The following is a 21,550-nucleotide window of genomic DNA, read 5'->3' on the forward strand; positions in this document are numbered from 1 at the left end:
TTATGCTGCAGTTTTATCTTGTTTTTCGATATTTGCTTCAATTGCATCTAGGATATTGAAGAATATCTCCTGAGAGTATCTTTTGTTTTCAGCAATAAAGTTTTGTATATTTTTAGGTAGGGATTCGATTAATTTTCTCGCTTCTTCAACATGGTCTTCATCTTCTTCATAGTGTAGCTTGATAAAGCTAGAAATCTTGCCACTTGAAGCACTTATTTTTTCGTGGACGTATGGGCCAGCTTTTGCAACTAAGTCTTCCAAGAAAAATATATAGCCCATTAAAGCAAGAGGGTGTTTATACTCAATTTGATAGTACTGGCCTTGATAAAATGCTTTCGTTAAAGAATGCTCCTGATGACTTTCAATATTTGACCCAAATCTTTGTAGATCTCTTATGGCCAATTTATCGTGAGCACTTTCTTCATTCAAATGCTCCTTGAAACGGCGAAATATTTTATCGTCATCAAGTCGCGCCATTGCTAAACAAAGTAATTTTTCTGAATGGGATACGTAAAAGTAGGTTTGTGCCAGATACTCTGCTACAAAATATTCATTCTCCCATGGATAATTTTTAACTTTTTCATAAATATCATACTGACTTTTCATCCTACGTCCTTCGTTAAGTTAGTTGATACATGGTAACTGAAATTTATTGTCATCTTTATTTGTTTGGCCAAGTGTGTGGAAATTGTCTGTTAAATATATTTTATTTCTTTGTTTTATGCCAAAATTATTAGGTGATACCACAGCAAGTAACTGTATTTATTAGCTTATTTTTCTTCATTCATTAGCTCTCTTTTGCTAATCTTTAGAGATGAAGTTTAAACTCAGGGATTATCAAGTTGAAGCTGTAGACAAAGTTGTGTCTCACTTCAGAAAATGTGCTGATCCTTCTCTTATTGTTCTACCAACAGGTGCTGGAAAAAGTTTAGTGATCGCTGAGCTTGCACGCATTGCTCGAGGCCGAGTTCTGGTCATGGCCCATGTTAAGGAATTAGTGGAACAAAATCATGCAAAGTATGAGTCCTATGACTTAAAGGCCGGGATATTTTCTGCTTCCATGAATCGAAAAGATAAGGACGATAAGGTTATCTTTGGTTCTATTCAGTCAATTGCTCGTGCACCTGAGGACTTTTTCAAAGATTTTTCTCTTATTATCATCGATGAGTGTCACAGAATTTCATTAGAAGAAGAGTCTCAATACCAGCAGGTTTTTGATAAGCTCAAAGAAATGAACCAAAAGGTTTTCTTTCTTGGTCTTACGGCAACACCATATCGCCTTGGAATGGGGTGGATTTATAATTACCACTATCATGAAATTCTAAGAACAAAAGAAGAGCGCTTTTTTAAGCATTGTATTTATGAACTGCCACTTAGTTATATGATTAAAAATGGTTATTTAACTAGGCCAATAAAAATTGATTCTCCTGTTGCTTGCTATGACTTTTCAAAACTTGAAGTAAATGAGAATTCTGGAAGATTTTTAACTCAAGAAATTGAAAAGATTTTGAATGATAGCGCTCGTGTTACACCTGGGATTGTAAAGCATATCGTTCAAGAGGCAAAAGAGCGAAATGGAGTGATGCTTTTTACTTCCACAGTAAAGCATGCCAATGAAGTCTTGAGCTTTTTACCTGAAGACTCTAGCGCCATTGTAACAGGTGAAACTGATCAAAAGATTCGCGACCAAATCATTGAAGATTTTAAGAATCAAAAAATAAAGTTTTTAGTTAATGTTTCAGTATTAACTACTGGTTTTGATGCTCCCCATGTGGATTTGATTGCCATCCTTCGACCAACAGAATCCATTAGTCTTTACCAACAAATTGTTGGCCGTGGACTTAGGCTTTATGAAGGAAAAGAAGACTGTTTAATTCTCGATTACACAGGACTTGATCACGATATTTTTAGGCCAGAAGTGGGGGAAACTCGACCAAGTGGTGAAACTCAAGAGGTTCAAGTTATGTGTCCCGATTGTGGGCACGCTAATATCTTCTGGGGCAAGGTTGATAGTGAAGGTGGAATCACTGAACACTACGGCCGAAAGTGCCAGGGGATTCATATTGATGAAAGTGATATGAGTGTCGAGGAATGTGGATTTTTATTTCGCTTTAAAAGTTGTGACAATTGCGGACAGAGTAACGATATTAGTGCACACGTTTGTGCGCACTGTGAGCATGAGCTTCGTGATGCAGATAAGAAACTTAAAGAGGCCATGCAGCTTAAAGATGCTCACATTATGCGAGTCGAGGAGATGATATTTAATGAGCATCAAGGTAAGAAGGGGCGCTCTCTAGAAGTGAGTTATTTTGATGTAAATGGAGAGTCGTTAAAAGAATATTATCAGTTAAATAATAAATCGCAACAGATGGCCTTCTATCACGCATTTGTTAAAAAGCACTTAAAAACGCCTGAGCTTAAGTATTATATTGATGATCTTGATAAAATCTTAAAGGATCGTAAGTATTTTAGAGAACCCAAATTTGTGATTGCTCGTAAGAAGCAGCGTTTCTGGCAAATAAGAGAGAAAATTTTTATCGAAGAACTAAAGTCGGCGAGATACACGAAATAGTTTTTCCATCGCAAGCTCTCCCAGTGTTTCAGAAAACATTTCAAAAAGAGTGTCTGGTATCGATGACTTTTCACCTCGCCAATAACTCTTCGAAAAAAAGAGACAGCGCCCGTCCGATAATTGTCTCACATTGATTTCACCTTTTAGGCCTTTTAAAAAACCCTTATCAAATGTGAATGGGTAGACTCCAGGTTTAGTGATACGTGGGATTCTAAAATTTAGAGACATGGGAAATGGCATCAAAGTATGATCGAGATAGAGATAAATTTCTTTCTTCTTTTCTGAGTAACCCGACAGTTTTACTAGGTCGATATATTCATTGAATTTTTCGTAGCGCGACAATTTTCTTAACGCGACTTTGCATTTATTTGGATGAATTCCATATATTTGGTAATCTAAACTTTGTTTGTTTTCTTGAGTCTTAACGATGGCCTTTCGGTAAATTCTTTTTTTATCAACTAAAATTTCTTTGATGTCTGCATCAATCCCCTTGAAATCAGAGGCGATTGCGAGATTTGAAAATAGCAAAATCAAGTAAAAAACTACTGTAATTATCAATGGTTGACGCGTTGTAACTTTCAAGGCCTTTAAGTTTCCCTTATTCTTTATAGTAAATTCATTATAGCACGAAGCTAAGATAGGGGAAAATTTAAGCATGGGACGCAGCATTGAAAAAGTGAATCGTAAAGGTAAGACGAAAGACGCTGTCATTGAGAGTAAAGATCAAAGATGGCACTGTCGAAACCGTATTACGCTCGTCTTTGGTTCTAATGATATTGAAGATTTAGAGACATATGTCTACGAAGATAAGTCAGTCGATTTTAAAACTGTTAAATTTCACCAAGCAAAGTCAAAGGCCATTGAAGAGCTTTTAGATAACTGTATTGATGAATATTATCGTGGACACGTTACGGAAATTCACACATCACTAAGTGAAGATGGAAAAACAGTTACTGTTGCTGATAACGGAATTGGTTTTCCACTAAATAAAGTCAAACAGGTTTATTCAGAATTTAGAACTGGTTCTAAATTTAAAGATGAAGAAACTGATGAGAAGGGCTTTCTCCATCGAACTCTTGGACAAAACGGTCTAGGGGCCGCTGCAACTTGTCTTACGGCCGATGAGTTTTTTGTTACGATTAAGCACTATAACTCTAAAAAAGAGCAAACGACGAAGTTCATTGATGGTGCTCTTAAGGTTACGCAAACTAAACCAAAGACTTTTAAAGGCGCTTCAGGTGTTTCAATCCAAGTAACACTGGCCAAAGAGGTATACAAAGACAATAAGATCGATGAAAACCTTTTAAGAAAGCGTATTATTGACCTTGCTTATAATAATCCAGGGCTTGCTTTTTACTTCAATGGTGAAAAATATCATTATCAAAAAGGGCTATATGAATTAGCTCAAAGAATTGATGAAGCAAATGCTCACGACTTTGGTGAGACAACTTATATTTATGAGACAATAAATACGAAAAAGAAAAAAGTTAAGGGAAAGATCGATATGTCTCTTTCTCTAACAATTGATAAGGGGAGTGAGGAGAGAGAAAAGTTTATCTCTTTTGTTAACTCAACTCCTACTTATGACGGTGGTTTCCACCATGATCGTGTAAGAAGAATCTTTATCAATGCTGTAAAAGATAAGTTAGAGCGCCAAGCAAAGAAAGAGAAAATTAAGTTAGTTGATAACGATATTCTTTCTGGTCTTACTTTTGTTCTTGGTGTAACGATGCCAAACCCTCGATTTGAATCACAAACAAAACGTAAGTTAGTTCGTGATGCACATCTTGAGAAGGCCCTTGAAGAATTAATGGCCAAGTCTATTGATAAATTCATGAGAAAGAATAAAGACTATCTTGAAGTTGTTATTGAAAGAGGGAAGTCTCGTCATAAATATCAAGTTCTTAAGGAAGCAGCGTCAAAAGGACGTAAGCAAAAGAGACAAAGAGTTGAGAAACTACTTGATGCTAACGAAAGAAAAAAACGTGAGCTTTGTACACTATTTATTTGCGAAGGGGACTCGGCCATTGGTGGTTTAAGGTCTGCTCGTAATAAGTTGTACCAAGGTGGGATTGCTCTTCGTGGTAAACCGATGAACGTTGCTCAAGCAGGTATCAAAGATATTCTAAATAATCAGGAATTCTCTGACATCATGGCATCAATTGGTCTTGTTCTAGGGCAAGAAGTTGATGAGAAAAAGCTTCGTTATTCAAATATTGTTTTCCTTGCCGACTCGGATGTTGACGGTGGACACATTAATACGCTTTTAACGAATTTCTTCTATCAGTTTTGGCCTGAATTATTTGAGATGGGTGCAATTCAAATTGCGAAGGCACCTCTTTTTGAAGTCGTGACAGATAAGAAAACTCTTTACTTTGAATCAGATAAGGAACTTGAAGAATTTAGAGATGCTGGTGAAGTAAAGATTAAAGAAATTCATCGAAATAAAGGACTTGGTGAGATGTCACCAGAAGCCTGGAAGTATGTTTTATCTAAGGATGAGTACACTAAGATTGTAATTGACCAGAAGTCTAAGGCCAAGGAGATGCTTAATATCTGTTTTGGTAAGGATACAAATCTGAGAAAAGATCTACTTCTTGATGAAGATCAATCTGAAATAATGTCTGAAGCGATTTCTGAGGATAAGGTTGTAACAAAGCCTAAGCCGGCCAAAAAGGCGGCAAAGAAAGTAGCAAAAAAGACTGCTAAAAAAACTGTAGCGAAAAAAACAGCAAAGAAAGCCGCTAAGAAAACGGCAAAAAAAGCTGCAAAGAAGAAGGCCAAAAAGGCCGTCGCTAAGAAAGCGGCCACTGGTGGCCTAGCGGACATGATTGATTATCTTGATTAAAAAGTATTTGGAAGGAAATAAATAATGCAAGAAACTTATCTTCATTCACTTGAATCAGTAAACCTAGAAGATATCGTAAGAGATGAGTATCGTACATATCAGATCTACACACTTATGGATCGTGCGATCCCATATCTTCAAGATGGCCTAAAGCCAGGTCAAAGACGTATTTTATATACTCTTTGGAAAAATCAGTCGAAGGGACTTTTAAAAGTTTCTGCGGCAACTGGTTTAGTTCTAACTCTACACCCTCACGGTCCAGCTTCAATCGAATCGGCGATTGTTAATATGGCCCAAGACTATACCTTCTCAAATAACTATCCGCTTATTGATAAGAAAGGATACTTCGGTGAAAGGATGGAAACGGATCCTGCGGCCGGAAGGTATATTGAATGTAAGCTAGGGAAGGTTTCAGACTTACTTTTATTTGATGATATGAATCAAGTTGAAATGGTCCCAAATTATGACGAGCGTTCGATGGAGCCTGTAGGGCTTCTTCCTAAACTTCCTCTTATGTTACTTAACGGTGCAGAGGGGATTGGAACTGGTTTCTCTTCGACGATTCCAAGTTTTCATCACAAAGATCTAATCAAGTCGATGATCTCTTTTATTGAAACAGGGAAAGTGAAAAAGCTTAAACCGTACGTTCATAATTACTCACTTCCTATTCATGTTGACAAGAAGAGCGGTAAGCTTACTTTTGAAATGAGTATTGAAGAAAAAGATGGGAAGTTTTTTATTACGGAACTTCCTCGTGGATATGATGCTAAGAAAATCTATCGCCACCTAACAAAGTTCATCGATAGTGGATTCATTAAAGATTTTGTTGATGCATCAGTTGATAATGAAATTAATATCGAACTTCTTTTTAAGAAAGGACAAGAAGTTACTCTTAAGGAAGTGAAGGATACAGTTGGAGCAACTTCATCTCTATCACCAAACTACACGCTGATTTCTGAGCGAGGTGTTAAGATCTTTGATCAGGCCGAAGAGATTATTGAAATTTTCACTGGTGAAAGGCTTAAAGTTGTAACTCGTCGATATGAACTTCTTTGTCTTGACCTTAAAGATTCAATTACAAAGAATAATGAGATCATTAAGTTTATTAAAAACAAAGAGTATGAAAAGGCGACGAAGTCTAAGAATAGAAAGTCATTTGTTGAATACCTAGATAAGAAAAAATATGTTTATTCTGACTATCTAGCCGATATGCCAATTTATCGTATGACAAAGGATGAAGTAGAAAAGCGTAAGCTTCTTGTTAAGGACGAGACTAAGAGACTTAATGAATATACTAAAATTGCAAAGTCTCCAAAGCTTGTCGCCAAGAAACTTATCGAAGAACTTAATGAAGTTGATACGAAATTAACTGATTGGCTCAAGAAGAAAGATGCTGAAAAGCACAAGCTTCTTAAGAAGATTGCTAAGGATCAAGAAAAGCTTGGTAAGAAAAAGGCCAAGAAGAAAGCCGTTAAGAAAAAGTCTAAGTAAAAAACTCGGAAATAAAAAATCCCCAGCAGAAGTGTAAAACTTGTGCTGGGGATTGTTCATGTCAATACGCCAATTTGACAAGAAGAAGTTGATATAAACATGGTACATGGTATTTGTTTAGTTGCTCAACTTAAGCTTTTCTTAAAACTGGCTTAATTGACGAGTTAACACTAAAAAAGCCTAAGTTATTAAAATGAAATATATTTCCCACAAAATTTTTTTTGTGAAATATTCATAATTCTGCTAACCTATTAATATATAAAGGTTCTTTTGATTCATGGAGGAATGCAATGAGCTTGACTAAAGCTGATATTGTCGAACGAGTTTATAAGGAAGCAGGGTTTTCTAAAAAGGAAGCTTCTGATCTTGTAGACTTAGTTTTTAAGGTAATTAAAGATACTTTGGCCCGCGGGGAAAAAGTAAAAATTTCTGGTTTTGGAAACTTCTCAATTCGCGATAAAGCATCAAGAGTTGGCCGTAACCCACAAACAGGTGAGGCGATGGAAATTTCTGCAAGACGTGTTCTTACTTTTAAACCTTCACAGGTTCTAAAGGAAGATATTACTGGACGCTACGTACACCGTATCGACGATAAAGGTAAGGAAGACACTTCAATTGCACCTAAGGAAGGAACTCCAAAAGCACTAACATCATTCAGGAATGATACTGATGATGACTTTGAGAGCGAAAACGGATTTTAAATGCTAGAAACATTATCGATTCCACAGAAATCGTTATTTAAACTTGATGAAGTTTGCTCAATCGTTGGCGTTAAGCCATACGTATTAAGATTTTGGGAAAGTGAATTTGATGAAATTTCACCTCTCGTTTCTTCAACTGGTCAAAAACTTTTTGAACAAAAAGATATTCAAATGTTGGCAAAAATTAAAGGCCTTCTATTTGAAGAGAAAATGACTATTGAGAAAGCTAAGCTAGTTTTAAGAGGTCAACTTGATCTTTCTAAAGAAACTAGTGGAGCTTCTAAGAAGAAGTTAAATACAAAGCCTGCAAAGTCTTCTAAATCAAAGGTTGTAAATTACAATATTGATTTAGATAAACTTGAGCAAGCAAAGAGCATCCTTAATCAATTGAACCTAAAGAGTCAAAGTATTCAACAAAGAAATAATTGGATCTAAAGAGGCGGGCCTAGTGCCTGTCTCTACATTTAAGTGACCAGTTATTGTTTCTTTATTAGGTTCGATAATACTAAGTATCTTTCCAAGATATTCTCCGTATACTAAACGGATATTTCCGCACGCGTACTTTTCAAAAAATACTTTCATATATTCGAGATTAGATTGTAGTTCTGTAAAACAGTCCTGGCGTCTTGTTTTCCATGGATTAATGGCCTCCTCATGCTCACTTAAGATTTCATCTTCAAGTTCACAAAGATCATCAAGAAGTTGAAAGGCTATGCCCATATGGTGACCTAAACGGTGAAGCGCTTTGGCCATTTCTAAATTTGCATCATCATTAAAAAGATAAAGGCCAACTATTGAGAGTTGGATAAGACGTGCAGTTTTTAACTTATGAGTAAGGATTAGATTCTTAAAGCTCTCTGTCATGTGGTGACCGAGGTCTAAGGCTTGGCCAAGGATGAGACCTTTTGCTCCTAAGCACCAATGCGCATAATTTAAAATCTCATATTTATTCTTTACATTAATCTTATTAATTAAATTAAAGCTAAGAGATTGAAGTGCATCTCCTGCAAGAAGTGCTTGCCATTGGCCAAACTTTGCATGAGTTGAAAGTCGCCCACGGCGATATTCATCGTCATCCATACAAGGCATATCATCATGAATCAGAGTATATGTATGATGAATCTCTAATGCACATGAGAAGCTCTTAACTGACTTTCTAAGCCTTTCATCATTAAAGTCTATACCAAAGTCTTTAGCTGTTGCATAGGCCAGCATAGGGCGAAATAACTTTCCAGCAGGTAATAGAGAATAATCATAAATTTCACTAAAGAAATTTTGATAATTATTTTGATCGATAAATAGTTTTAGGTCAGCTTCAATTTGCTGCCTTGCTTCTTTAAGCTCTAATACAGATTGATTTTGCATTGAATTAAGATGCTTTAAAGTTGGCCTTTAGTCAACTAGCGCTTAATCATTTTCGGTGTGTTTGGACGTCCAAGAGTACCATCAATCTTCATGTGATAGAAACCTTGCTCATCAGGAGTACCATTGCCTAAAAGAAGATTGATAATAGCAAAGCTTTCAATAAACTCTGGTGTGAATTTTACCTGCGCCTCGATATCAAGACGAGAGTTTCTGATATTTCTTTTATCAAGAGTGATTGTACCACTGGCATTTGCTCGAATAGGTGAGTTGCTGTCTCCAATAATAAGCTCTTGAATTTCAACAGCTCCGCCTTCTTCAGAGTGGGCCTTTAATGATAGATTATTAATTGCAAGAGTAGGTAGCTCAAAACTTTGGATAACTTGTGTCGGAATCGCAAAGTTTTTAGAAGTCAGGTAGATATCAAGGTCTTTAATGGCCTTAAGGTCTGTGCTAACAAGTGCATTAAGGTTGATTGTTCCATCAAGTTTAAAGTTATTCATTAGTGGAGCAAGAGCATCAAAGCTAATGACCGTATTTTCAACTTTTAAGTATTGTGTTGAAAAATTATGAATTGATTTAATGTTGATTTGATTATCAAGTCCTGCAATTTTATTAATTTCAGTATTAAAAGTAAGTCCCATTGGAGCAATACTTGGAAGCCCTAGAGAGATATCGGCTTCTGAAATCAAAAGTCCTGAGCGAGAGTTTAAACAGCGAGATGAAATATCAATTTCTTTTAAATTAATCCCTGGCAGAAAGTAACTTAAACTAGCACTTTGATAGTAGATAGGGCAGCTACGATTCTTTCTTAAACCATCGTAAACGAGATTCATAATCTTGTCTTCGACAGAGAAGTTAAAGATAAAGCCAAAAAATAATGATAAGAAGGCGAAAATAGAAATTAGAAAGATTGTCTTCTTATTGATCTTATAAATATCTGTTTGTTCTGCTGCTTCACTCATATTATTCTTTTGATTACCTAAGTTATCCTGCATTAATTAACCTTTGCGTAAAATTCAACAAGGAATTTCCCCGAAACGAATTTTCCATCTGCCGTTTTTTCTAGGTCGATCTCAGTGATTATGATTTTAAATTTTCGATGAAGTTCATTTAAGAGACCAACAAAAGCCTTATTTGTGAACTTATCAATCATGATACTTGTTTCAATTCGGTTTATTGATCCACCAAGGTTTTCTTTTTGAAAGCCATCAACATTAAGTTGATTTCCTTTTATATTAAGTCTTGAAGTTGCGTTATTTAATTTACTTATAAAATCAGACTTTTCATAAATAGCATCATTGATAACGATGGGGCCTTCTTGGGCCTTAAGCTTAATATTTCCTTCCTTGAAGCTAATGATTGTTTGTTCCAACTCTTTTCTTGTATTTAAATCGTTTACTTTGATGGTTCTAAAGATAAAGACACCAAAAAGAGCGATAATTGGAATAATAATGACAAGACCAGAAAGAACCTGGTTAATTATTTTCTGCTCAGTTTCTGTGAAAGAGCGGAGTTGATCGGCAAACGATTGAAAAACACCAGAATTTCTAGCTTCTTCAATTTGCTTATCAATAGCGACATCAATTTCTTTAAATACGCTTTTCTGTGTCATTATTTACCTTTAAAGCTAATTGTAATCTTTTCTTTATTTGAGTCGTCAATATTAGCATCGTTTACATTAAGGCCTTTAAGAACTTTAAGTAATTGCTTCGTATCGCGATCACTCTTACTTTGGAATTGTGCAAAACCAGAGTTAAGATCACCTTTGTATTTCGTCAGAGAAACTTCTTCATTTCTTTTAATTGCACTTGTAATAGTATGTAGATTTGCAAGAGCACTCGACTTTGGTACACCTGCTAATACTTTTAAATCAACTTCTATCGCTTTATTTTTTTGCTTAATGATCTTTGTTAATTTATCAGGTGATTTTCTAAGATATCTCTCCTGCTTTTTAGTAATATTAAGATCACTTGATTTGATAAGTTTCTTAATCTCTCTATCAGTGGCCTTTATATCGCGGTTTACGAAATAGAGTGACTCTACTAAAAAACCAGCACAAAGAATTAGGCAGACAAGAGCAAGACGATAGAAAGTAAAAATTGTATTTTCTAACTTGATTCCATCTTTCAGTGCAGATGCAAACTCTTTTGTGAAAAAGTTTTTTGCAGGCTCTCTAAATGTGTTTGATACACCCATTGTATAGGCGAGTGCAAGAGAGTTATACTCCTGTGGAGAAACCATTCTCTCAAGACCAGGAGTCATAAATTGTGAAACACTAACATGAAGTCTTTCTGTAATATAGTTATCAATATTCTTAATGTTAGCGCATCCACCTGTTAAGTAAATATGCTCTATGCTTTGACCAGTTTTAACTCGATGACCTAATAGCCAGCGATCAATTTGAGAGAGAAGGTCTTTGAAAGTATGGTGCATCATTAGAGCAAAGTCTTGCTGCTCTTTTGTCACACTATCCAGTTGAGACTTTGTTAAAAAGAAACTGTTTTCGTGTTTGAAAATTCTTGCTTCGGCAGGACCGATATTATAAGTCTTAGAAATGGCCTCATCAATGGCTGCACCAGCTACATATGAAATATGATGAGTGTATATAATGCCATTGTAAATAAGATATGCTTTTGTCGTTTGATGGCCAATATCTAGAATACATACATTTGATTCTAACTTCTTTTCTTCGACAAAACTTTGATAAACACTAAGTTCCGAAGTTAAGTTCGAAGGCACTGTATGATAGGCCTGTAAAAAGTTTCGATAAGTTGCAAAGACACTTTTTTCTGCAATTTGAACAATAGCTGAAAATTGACTATTAATTTTCTTATAAAGATTAACTATGTAGTGAGTATCAGCAATATTAAATGGTAGATCCTCTTCTAGTTGGAAAGGGATCATCAGTTCAGCATCTTTCTTACTTTTTGCTGGAAGATCTAGGTAACGATTCGTTAAAAACTCGTTAGGTAATTGAGTAATGATACGACCGTTATAGTGTTGGTCTTTTAAAAAACCAGAGATAATTCTTTGTTGAAGTTCGTGTACAGAGACTTCTTGGTCACTAGGGCCACGAACATCTTCGAGTAGAACTTCTTCAATATCATCAATAATGAATCTTTTTTTGTGTACTCGGCCTTCAACAAATTTAATACTGTAGGCACCACAGTCTATTACTAAAATACTCATAAATTTATTTTACCAAATTTCAATAACTTTGCTGTTTTTTTTTGAATGAAAAATTTGCCATTAGTAAGTGCGAATTTCTACAACTCTCGGGCGTAAGAGATAGCTCTTTCCTGTCGACTTTTGTCCCTGAGAGGCAGATCCTGACTGTTGTTGTCCATTACCACCGTCATCGTCATCATCTGGGTTTTGGGAACCGCCGGCCTGCTGTCCACTTTGACCTTGAGACGTCGTTGATGGGGCCTGAGGTTTTATTGGTAAGTCGATAAAAGCAGTCAGTTTATAGATCGTATCGGCGTAGCTTCCAATTGATTCTAATTTGAATAATTTCCCACCTGTTCCAATAATAATATCGGCATCAGCGAATTCCTTAATTCTCTTATCAAAATCAGAAGGTTCTACTGCACCAATTCGATTTGTGATTAGCTCTTTAAAATCCTTATCACTTTTAAATGAGCTTGGTGATGTACCATTTTCCTCATCTCCATCGCGATATTTAAAGAATTCTTCAAGGGCAACATCAGACATTTCTGGAAAAAGAACTTTTAGTTGATTAATCGTAATTTCGTTTACATTAATAACCGATACATTGTGAATTGAAATTCGATCCTTAATTAAGTTCACGATTTCATCATCCCAACCTGCAAGAGAATAGAGTTCATCAGCAGTTTCAAAGGCCGCATGCTTTGCTTCCACTCCAAGATTTTGGTAAGTTCTTTCGATATCGGCCTTCTCAGGTTCATCGTAATCTTCTTTACCTGAAACATAATACTTTAATTCTTTAACAAGAAGCTTGGGATCTAAATTTGAATAGTGAAGGGCAAAATCTTCATTATTTTCAATCTCATTTCTAAAAGTTCTCTCAAGCATATCTGTAAACGTCTTCTCCATAAATTGGTGTGGAGTAATAGTTGAACCATCTTGACCACTTTCACTTGAAGATGACTGAGACGAGCTCTCGTTAACAGGCTTGATGACTCTTAATGTATTTGGATTGAGAAAGCCTGTGATAGGCTTCAGGCTTACAGAGATTGAACCTTGAATAAGAGACTCTTTTTCAAATTCAGCAATGGCATTCTTTTGTAGTGCATTTAGCTCTGTTGATACAGGAATAGGAACAATAAAAGGTTGAGTTGCAATTGCTTCAATATCACTTTTTGAAATTGTCGACTGAAGAGAAGTGTTATCTTCAAGTTTATTCCATGCTTCGCGGTAAACTTTCAATACAGAAAGAGCGTAGTGAAGTCCCGCTTCAGCATTAAGCTTTGCTTGAACCTTATCAACTTGTCCCTGTATTCTAATCTTGTTGAGTTTGGTTTCGTATGTGAACTGTGCAAGAAGTACAGTTAAAATAGCGACAGCTGTAGTTACCATGATAATGGCAATTCCTGACTCATTTCTAAGTATTGTCTTCTTATTTTTTAAAGTCATACTTTTCCTTTAAGTCTTCGCTGGAATTAAATTCAGGCCACATAACACGTATCGTTCGGCTAAGTTGAAGCTCATCACCATTTTTTGATACATAATCAATATTCATGCGAATTAGACGTGGCGTATTCCTTAATTTATTTAACTCTCTAAGAGAAGATACAAATTTTTCTTTCTCTGGGCTGTAGAACTCGAATGAAAAGTCTCTAAGGTTTTCAATAACTGGATATTCTTTAGCCTTTTCCCAGTCGAGGTCCTTGTTGTAAATATCAACAGGGATTACTGTTCGAGTTAATGAGTAAGGTGCTTCTGTATTTTTCTCTTCTTCGTCTTGACCATCTGTTGAAGTCGTTACCACGCGGTAACGAACCCACATTAAATTAGACTGCTTCATATTTTTTACAAGTCTTCGGTTAGCAGATGATAGAAAAACAAGAGAGCCTTTCTCTTCGTTTAAAAGAATTGGAATCGGAACATTACCTGCTGAAAGGTTATCAAAATTCTTATTCTTATAAAGATGAGTCGTCATGACATATTTTTTAGATTGTTGCTGTTGTTGCTGTTGCTGTTGACTTGAGCCTCCAAGTCTTGATCTTGACTGTGACTGGGACTGTGATGAATTATACGCCTTAGCAAAGGCCTTATTATCATCGGCCTTAGATGATTCATAGTATAGGGGAGAGTTGATTAACTCGATATCCCTTTCTATTCTCATCATTCCAATTTCTAGCTGAAGCCTTTCTCGGTCTTCTTTTGTTACTCGATCATTCGTATTTACACTACTGTCGACTATTGTATAGATGGCCGTCATAAGAACAGAGAGAATAGCAATAGCGATAAGAACTTCAATTAATGTAAAGCCATCTTCATTCTTGTGAATATGATTTTTTTCTATGCCTTTCATTAAAAACCTAGAGTCCGTTTATCTGCACCTTGTACTTATCATTTGATAACCACGTACTAATAGTATATGTTTCATCAGTAGTATCATCTTTAACTGTCACACTGACTTGCCAAAGAAGTTTTTCAAGATTCTTTTTTACAACGCCAAAAATCTGTTTTTGAATAGCATTGTTACTATCATCACCATCATCTGGTGTTTCAGAGCCTGATATCTTTTCAAAGTCTGGAACAGTGAAGTTCTTCCATTCAACGCTATAGCTGATATTGTCATTACTCTCAAACTTTCCAGACTCTGGTTTTAGAGTTATGCTATCTTTTAGCTCTGGAGGGTATGCTAGAATTTCATTCATTTTCTCAATGCCGTATTCACGAAGAGTAATCTCTGTACGCATCTCCATTGAGTCTGTGATATTTAAACCTTGAGCGGTAATGTATGAAGTAATAAAGACTGCGAATATTGCGAGCGCAATAAGAACCTCAATGAGGGTAAAACCTGAATTATTTTTTAATTGCTTAACCATTCGTTATAAAGTTCTTCTGCTCTTGTTGTTAGTTTTTCAATATAGTCATCACTAGAGAAGTTCACATCTTCAAGGCCAACGTATTCACGATTGATTACTTGAGAATATGGCTCAGTTGATAGCGCGACCATTTCATCTTCAGTTGCAAGAATAATTATAACAGAATCTTTCTCACCTGTGGGGTAAAAGTAGACATATGGTTTGCCAGTTGTGTGTAATTTTTGTGTTAAGGTGCTACCTATGGCAACAATACGAACTCCTCCTGTTGGACGAAACTCGTTCGCATCAAAGTCGGGAAGTGGCATAAATCTTCCTTGCTTATTTGCTTCTTTTTGTTCTTCCTCTGTCAGATCGTCATAATTCTGTGTCGAATCCATGTCGATAACAAAGTCATTACTTTGTGCCATTTCTAGAGAAAGCTTTTGGTCGATATCTTCAATATCAAAACCAACACGTAAAAATTTATTTGTTAAACTAGCTTCATCACTTGAGAAGCGAATAATGCGTTCAATGTTTTCAATCGTATCATCGAGGTTGCGGCGTGAGGAAAAGGTTGATCCTGCAACCATGTAGAGAAGTAGGGAAGCTAAGGCCATGGATACCAGAATTTCAATTAATGTAAAACCTGATTGTCCATGTGCCTTATGCATAACTTCCCTGACTTTTAATTTAAATTACTTCTTATCTCTTAGGTAGATATCAGCAGCGAAACCTTCTCCGCCTTCTTCGTTATCATTACCATAAGACATGATATTGTAAGTCTTTCCATCTGAAGTATAAACATACTCCATATCCCATGGATCTAATGGGATTTCATCTGCATCGATAAATCCATTTGGTGGATAGTTCTTACACTCGCGTCCTCCAGACGGCTTTGAAATAAGTGCATCTAGTCCCATTTCTGTTGTTGGGTAGAAGTTACACTTTCTTCTAAAGTCTTTTAGTAGTGACTCTAGTGACTTCATTTGAATGTTTGCTGATTTTACACGACCTTCTTCTAGTGAGTCGAAAACCTTACCTGCAATAAATGTCCCCATTAATGAAATTAGAGTAAGGGCAATTAGGATTTCAATTAGTGTCATCCCTGCCTGACTCTTCATTACTTGGCGCTTTAAAAAATTGTTCTTCATTTAAAATCTCCTTAAATGTCTTCTTTCTTTATATCCTCTAAAAAAGCTTAATTGATCGAGTTTAGCTCCATCATTGGTACGACAACTGACATAACAATGAAGGCAACTGCACCACCCATTCCGACCATCATAATAGGTTCAAGAACAGATGTTAACCCACTCAATTTAGATTCTACCTGATCTTCGTAGTTTTCTGCAATGATGTTAAGCATTGGTTCGAGTTCACCTGATTTCTCACCTAAACTAATCATATGGGTAACCATGATAGGGAAGTATCCCGATTGTGCAAGGGGCGCTGCCATGGAAGAACCTTCCGATATATTAACACGAGCATTTTCAATTGCCTCTTGCATATGAATATTACCAATTAGGTTTTTAACAATTTTCATTGATGCAAGAATTGGTACACCTGAATTCAGGAGTGTTGCTAAGGTTGAAGCAAAGCGAGATACGTTCACCATTGTAATAAGTGAACCAAAAATAGGAAGCTTTAATGTAACGTAGTCCCATTTCTCACGGCCACTCTTAGTATTAATATAGCGATTAAATAGCCAGTAAAGAGCGAATGCTCCAATAATGACGGCCCACCAATATTGCTGTAAAAAACTTGATAACCAAATCGAAATCTTTGTTGGTAGTGGTAATTCTTTTTTCATTGAAACAAAGATTTTTGTAATTTTTGGAATTACTAGAACAAGAATAACTCCCATAACAAGAGCACCAACAAGTAGCATGATGATTGGATACATCATGGCACCTTTTACTTTATTTTTTAATTTAACTTGCGCTTCTGTAAATTCTGCAAGACGGATGAGAACGATATCAAGAGTACCTGACTGTTCACCGGCCTCAACCATATTGACATAGATATGGTCAAAGATTTTAGGGTAGTCTGAGAATGCAGCCGCAAGAGAGCTACCTTCGTTCACTTTTTGGCGAATTTCAGAGAGGACAACTTTTAGTTTTGGATTCTCTGACTGCTCAATAAGTGCATTGAAGGCTTCAACGATTTGAATCTTTGCTTTGACAAGAGTGGCCAGCTGTCTAGTCATAAGTGATAGGTCATTGATTGAAACGCTACTTCCAAAGTTCAACTCAAAAGAAGACTTGCTAGAAGACTTATGTTCTTTAATCGCTGTGAGCATAATACCTTTTGCACGAATCTTGGCCTTTGCTGCCTGTTCGTTTTCTGCTGTGATATTACCTTTCTTTTCAGTTCCGGTGCGATCAATACCTTTATAATCAAATATGGCCATGTCTTCTTACTCTTTTGTTACTCGTAACTTTCGTCTTCACCTTCGATATTAATAGCACGGTTCATTTCAGCAATTGAAGTTATTCCCATAAGAACCTTTTCAATTGCATCGTCTCTAAGAGTCTTCATCCCGTACTTTTGCGCAACTCTTTTTATTTGTCCAGATGGAGAAGAGTTGATAATCAAAGAGCGAATTTCATCGTTAATCATTAAAAGTTCTGCTACTACAGTCATTCCTGAGTAGCCTTTATTGTCACAACTTGGACAACCTACGGCCTCATATACTGTTGAACCTTCTGGTATTTTATCGATCCCTAAAACTTCGAGATCAAAATCTGTAATATCTTTTGGCTTCTTACACTCCTTACAAAGAGTTCGAATAAGTCTTTGCGCTAGTGCACCAGAAAGAGAAGAGGCAATCATGAATGGCTGCACTCCCATATCAATCAGACGGTTTGGCACAGACGAAGCGTCATTAGTGTGAATTGTCGAAAGAACAAAGTGACCTGTAATAGAAGCCTGAATTGCCATCTCTGCTGTTTCGTAGTCCCTTGTTTCCCCAACCATGATAACATCAGGGTTTTGACGAAGGATGGCACGAAGTGCTTTGGCAAATGAAAGTTCAATCTTATGATTTACCTGAATTTGTGAAATTCCAGGAACCTCATATTCCACCGGGTCCTCAACTGTAATAATCATACGATCTGGTGTATTGATTCGACTTAGCATGGCAAAGAGAGTTGTCGACTTACCGTGACCTGTTGGTCCTGATACATAAACAATTCCATCTTTTCTTTGCGATAGGGCATCGAGATCATCAAGAACTTTACCGTGGAAACCAAGGTGATCAAGTTGAAGGATATTATTATCTTTTTCAAGAATCCTCATAACGATACGCTCACCATTTTGGACTGGTACTGTTGAGAGACGGATATCGATATCCTTACCGGCCATCTTGATAGGAATACGCCCATCTTGTGGAAGACGTTTTTCTGCAATATCAAGCTTTGCCATAACCTTAATACGTGAGGCAACAGCAGAGTGAGTTTTAAGAGGCTGTCTTAAAACTTCCGTCATAACTCGGTTAATACGAAAGCGGTAAATTGACTCTTTTTCATAAGGTTCAATGTGAATATCGGTAGCGCGCTCTTTTACAGCTCTAAAGATAATTGAGTTTACAAAACGAATAACAGGCGCCTCGTCAGCTCCGGCATCTAAGATATCAATTGGCCCATCAAGATCAAGAGATTCATCGAACTCATCTTCAAGGGACTGAACCATATTCTTATTGGCCTTCTCATAAACACGGTTAATGGCATCATTAACTTTTAGAGGCTGGGCCACAGAGATATGAATATCTTTTTTAAAGATCTCTCTTAGATCATTAATAGCATCGAAATTGAATGGGTCAGTGATAATAACTGAAACAAAGCGCGGAGTTTCCATTACTGGAATAAGCTCCTGCGTTTTTGCATAATTAATCGGAATATTTGTAATTAGCTCAGGATCAATTGAATCCACGTCAATCTCTGACTCGTAAGGGATTTCAATTTGGTGACAAATTACTTTTGTAATATCGTGAGGGTGAATATAGTTCTTCTTAAGTAAGATTTCACCGATAAGCATTCCTGATTCTTGTTGAATCTCTAGTGCTTCATCTAATTGCTCACGTGTAAGAGAGGTGTGCTTAATTAAAAGCTCACCAATCTTTTCTTTACCGTGTTCAAATGTTTCTAGCATTTGGTTTCTCATTAACATCAAGCCTTTTAATATTACTTCTTAATCACTACTTCTTTATTTGAAGACTTTACTTTTACAGCTGGGGCCTTCTTAGGAGCAGATTTCTTTGCGTTTACTTTTTGAACGATATCTTTGTAGCCAGGCTCAATAACGGATTCATTCATCACGCTATCTTGATTCTGTTGCTTGTAATACTTGTTACGTTGCTCATCATATAGTGGACCTTGCTCTTGTTTTTGAGCTTTATTGTAAAGTCCTTTCGCAGTTGACTTAAATGGATCCTTCTCACCGTGGAACTCTTTAAGGTGAGATGCACGACGATTTAAGCTTTCCTTAACAGTACTTGCAACGTCTTCTTGGTAGTTATCAAGAATTTTTGGCGTTAAGAACATTAGCATATTAAGTTTTTCTGTTTGAGTCGTTGTATTCTTAAATAGCCAACCAAGTACTGGAATATCACCAAGTAAGGGAACCTTACTTACTGAATCAGTAGTCTTATCTCTCATCATCCCACCCATTGCAATTGTGTCGCGATCGCGAACAGTTACAGTAGTTACGGCACTTCTTACAACAGTACCAACACCAACTGATGCTACACCAGATGGAAGGGCCCTGCTTGAGAAATCTTCAAAGTTTTGGTCAATTTTTAGTTTGATATATCTCGTTACCTTGTTAATTTGGGGAGTTATCTTCATTTTTAATGTAACGTTTTGTGTATCAAGTGTAGTCGTTGTCGATCCATTTGACGCCTGACTTTCTTTAGGAACTGGAATTTTTTCACCAACTTCAAATATTCCTTCAGTATTATCTTGAACCAATAGTTGTGGAGTTGATAGAACGTTTGTATCACCATTACTTGCAATTGCTGAAATTAGAGCGTTAATAGAGTCGATCTTAACAGTTTGACCGTTAATTTCTGTTTCTATTTCATTACCAAGACCAACACCTGCAAATAGACCACCAATTGATGTCCATGTTCCAGAAATAAGTTGAGTTAGAACTGAACCTGAAGTTCCGTTGATTGAACCGGCGCGATCAGCTGCTCCTGAACCGTATGCTCCAACAATAGAAACACCAAGGTCACGAGATTTTGAAATATTTGTTTCCATCACAAGACCTTCGATGAATACTTGGTCCTTTGGTTGGTCTAGCTTCTTAATAACTTTTTCAAGTGTAAGCCAATCAGTAGGTGAGGCCGTAACAACAAGAGCGTTATTTGATTTATCAGCAGTAATTCTTACTTCTGCATTGAATAGTTCATTATTGTCATCATTTGAAGTTCTTGAAAAACGTGATGTTCTTCTCGTACTTGATGTTCTCGACTTTGATCCACTTACTAGCTCAGATAATGTTTTTGACATATCTTCTGCATCACCGTGATAAAGGTAGTAAACGTGGATTTGTTCATTATTTGAAGCAACTAGCTCAACATCAAGCTTATTAATAAGCTCTTTTAGTCTCTTTGCCCCACTTGAGTTTGCCATGGCAATAATTGAGTTTGTACGTGGCTCGGCCGTAAGTTTAGAGATAATTTGTCCACCACCATCAGAGCTTCTTCTTGAAGAAGTTTTCTTCGATGTATCATCTTTTAGGATCTTATCCAGAAGCTTGGCAATTTCAGAAGCTGAAGTATTTTTAACTGGAATAATTTGAAGAGTTTCTTCGTGTCCAGGAACATCGATGAATTTAATTAAGCTCATTAAACGGTTGATGTTAGAACCTGTATCTTGAATGATAATTGTATTTGTTTGCTTGATCTCAATAATACGCCCGTAACGAGACATGAAGGGTCTAAATGAACGAGAAACTTCTGTTGAATCAATATTTTTAAGAGCAATAATCTTCATTAGGTAATTCTCTGTTTCCGGAACATAATTACCTGTGTAAATCTTTGTTGGGATGTAGCGAATATCTCTTGCTTGAACAATCTTGTAGAAAGCACCAGATTTAACCATAGTTAAGCCATTCATATTAAGTGCTGCTAAATATGCTTTCCATGCATCACCAACTGTAATTGGAGTCGGTGCTGAAATTGATATCTTTCCTTTGAGGTCCTTGTCGATAATAAGGTTAAGCCCTGTAAGCTTTTGCATATGCTTTGTCAGGTCTTGTAGGGAAGTGTCTTCAAAATCAAAGCTTGTTACAATCTCTGGCCCAAAAGCAGTTTCTGGGTTTAAGTTAACGTAAGCATCGTCAGACTTCTTTGGTTGATTGGCCGTTCTACCAAATGCATCACTTCCTGACTCTGCATTCCCACTGTTGAGTAGGTTGGCAGCGGAAGGAGTCGCATCACGATTAACCTTCGTTTTCGATTTAAATTGTCTAAACTGGGCCTGTGCCGGATCTGCGGCAAGACATAGTAAAGATAGTGCTGAGAGATTTAAAAATAGTTTCTTCATCCATGATCCCT

Annotated in this window: 19 protein-coding genes; 5 read left to right on the plus strand and 14 right to left on the minus strand. The window is 36.5% G+C overall.

All coding sequences use genetic code 11. The features are described from left to right. Complete coding sequence (locus ACRXC1_RS05290) at window positions 1-606, minus strand: iron-containing redox enzyme family protein (RefSeq protein WP_433657095.1); 606 nt, start codon at window positions 604-606, stop codon at window positions 1-3. Between the two features lie 208 nt (window positions 607-814). Here ACRXC1_RS05290 and ACRXC1_RS05295 point away from each other — a divergent pair, with 208 nt between their 5' ends. Next, entirely contained in the window at window positions 815-2,572 is a 1,758-nt protein-coding gene (locus ACRXC1_RS05295) for a DEAD/DEAH box helicase family protein (protein ID WP_433657097.1), read from the plus strand. On the opposite strand, the gene ACRXC1_RS05300 is transcribed toward ACRXC1_RS05295, so the two are convergent. Further along, the gene (locus ACRXC1_RS05300) at window positions 2,546-3,106 is read right to left on the minus strand and encodes a hypothetical protein (protein ID WP_433657099.1); all 561 of its coding nucleotides are present in this window, start codon (window positions 3,104-3,106) and stop codon (window positions 2,546-2,548) included. The genes ACRXC1_RS05295 and ACRXC1_RS05300 overlap by 27 nt on opposite strands. A gap of 121 nt (window positions 3,107-3,227) precedes the next feature. On the opposite strand from ACRXC1_RS05300, the gene ACRXC1_RS05305 reads away from it, so the two are divergent. The 4 genes from ACRXC1_RS05305 to ACRXC1_RS05320 all read left to right on the plus strand — a co-directional run bounded on the left by ACRXC1_RS05305 (window position 3,228) and on the right by ACRXC1_RS05320 (window position 8,047). Then, entirely contained in the window at window positions 3,228-5,420 is a 2,193-nt protein-coding gene (locus ACRXC1_RS05305) for a toprim domain-containing protein (RefSeq protein ID WP_392907430.1), read from the plus strand. Between the two features lie 24 nt (window positions 5,421-5,444). Further along, window positions 5,445-6,911, plus strand: coding sequence for a DNA gyrase subunit A (locus ACRXC1_RS05310; protein ID WP_392907432.1), 1,467 nt, complete (start codon window positions 5,445-5,447; stop codon window positions 6,909-6,911). A gap of 296 nt (window positions 6,912-7,207) precedes the next feature. Then, entirely contained in the window at window positions 7,208-7,612 is a 405-nt protein-coding gene (locus ACRXC1_RS05315) for an integration host factor subunit alpha (RefSeq protein ID WP_084710483.1), read from the plus strand. After that, window positions 7,613-8,047, plus strand: coding sequence for a MerR family transcriptional regulator (locus ACRXC1_RS05320; RefSeq protein ID WP_392907435.1), 435 nt, complete (start codon window positions 7,613-7,615; stop codon window positions 8,045-8,047). Here ACRXC1_RS05320 and ACRXC1_RS05325 read toward each other — a convergent pair. From ACRXC1_RS05325 to gspD, 12 genes are read right to left on the minus strand one after another with little or no spacing between them, the layout of a single operon-like run. Beyond that, a complete protein-coding gene (locus ACRXC1_RS05325; RefSeq protein ID WP_433657102.1) occupies window positions 8,006-8,977 on the minus strand; it encodes a polyprenyl synthetase family protein in 972 nt (323 codons plus the stop codon). The two genes, ACRXC1_RS05320 and ACRXC1_RS05325, sit on opposite strands and share 42 nt — an antisense overlap. 35 nt (window positions 8,978-9,012) lie before the next feature. Beyond that, window positions 9,013-9,972 carry a type II secretion system protein GspN gene (gene gspN, locus ACRXC1_RS05330; protein ID WP_433657103.1) on the minus strand — a complete coding sequence of 320 codons (960 nt, stop codon included), beginning with the start codon at window positions 9,970-9,972 and terminating at the stop codon, window positions 9,013-9,015. Beyond that, complete coding sequence (locus tag ACRXC1_RS05335) at window positions 9,972-10,589, minus strand: hypothetical protein (protein ID WP_392907444.1); 618 nt, start codon at window positions 10,587-10,589, stop codon at window positions 9,972-9,974. The genes gspN and ACRXC1_RS05335 overlap by 1 nt, the downstream gene beginning before the upstream one ends. Further along, the gene (gene pilM / locus ACRXC1_RS05340; RefSeq protein ID WP_392907447.1) at window positions 10,589-12,166 is read right to left on the minus strand and encodes a pilus assembly protein PilM; all 1,578 of its coding nucleotides are present in this window, start codon (window positions 12,164-12,166) and stop codon (window positions 10,589-10,591) included. The genes ACRXC1_RS05335 and pilM overlap by 1 nt, the downstream gene beginning before the upstream one ends. 60 nt (window positions 12,167-12,226) lie before the next feature. Beyond that, complete coding sequence (locus ACRXC1_RS05345; protein ID WP_392907449.1) at window positions 12,227-13,594, minus strand: hypothetical protein; 1,368 nt, start codon at window positions 13,592-13,594, stop codon at window positions 12,227-12,229. Beyond that, the gene (locus ACRXC1_RS05350) at window positions 13,578-14,495 is read right to left on the minus strand and encodes a PulJ/GspJ family protein (protein WP_433657106.1); all 918 of its coding nucleotides are present in this window, start codon (window positions 14,493-14,495) and stop codon (window positions 13,578-13,580) included. The genes ACRXC1_RS05345 and ACRXC1_RS05350 overlap by 17 nt, the downstream gene beginning before the upstream one ends. A 7-nt stretch (window positions 14,496-14,502) precedes the next feature. Further along, window positions 14,503-15,015 (minus strand): type IV pilus modification PilV family protein, encoded by a 513-nt coding sequence (locus ACRXC1_RS05355; protein ID WP_392856314.1) that lies wholly within the window; start codon window positions 15,013-15,015, stop codon window positions 14,503-14,505. Then, complete coding sequence (locus tag ACRXC1_RS05360; RefSeq protein ID WP_433657109.1) at window positions 15,000-15,665, minus strand: pilus assembly FimT family protein; 666 nt, start codon at window positions 15,663-15,665, stop codon at window positions 15,000-15,002. The genes ACRXC1_RS05355 and ACRXC1_RS05360 overlap by 16 nt, the downstream gene beginning before the upstream one ends. Before the next feature lie 24 nt (window positions 15,666-15,689). Continuing rightward, window positions 15,690-16,145 carry a type II secretion system major pseudopilin GspG gene (gene gspG / locus ACRXC1_RS05365; protein ID WP_392907455.1) on the minus strand — a complete coding sequence of 152 codons (456 nt, stop codon included), beginning with the start codon at window positions 16,143-16,145 and terminating at the stop codon, window positions 15,690-15,692. 47 nt (window positions 16,146-16,192) lie between these two features. Further along, entirely contained in the window at window positions 16,193-17,401 is a 1,209-nt protein-coding gene (gene gspF, locus ACRXC1_RS05370) for a type II secretion system inner membrane protein GspF (RefSeq protein WP_392907456.1), read from the minus strand. Between the two features lie 17 nt (window positions 17,402-17,418). Further along, complete coding sequence (locus ACRXC1_RS05375; protein WP_392907458.1) at window positions 17,419-19,152, minus strand: GspE/PulE family protein; 1,734 nt, start codon at window positions 19,150-19,152, stop codon at window positions 17,419-17,421. Between the two features lie 20 nt (window positions 19,153-19,172). Continuing rightward, window positions 19,173-21,539 (minus strand): type II secretion system secretin GspD, encoded by a 2,367-nt coding sequence (gene gspD, locus ACRXC1_RS05380; RefSeq protein ID WP_433657112.1) that lies wholly within the window; start codon window positions 21,537-21,539, stop codon window positions 19,173-19,175. Window positions 21,540-21,550 lie beyond the last annotated feature (11 nt).

The sequence above is a fragment of the Halobacteriovorax sp. GFR8 genome (genome assembly GCF_050955245.1).
In the GTDB taxonomy this organism is placed as follows: domain Bacteria; phylum Bdellovibrionota; class Bacteriovoracia; order Bacteriovoracales; family Bacteriovoracaceae; genus Halobacteriovorax_A.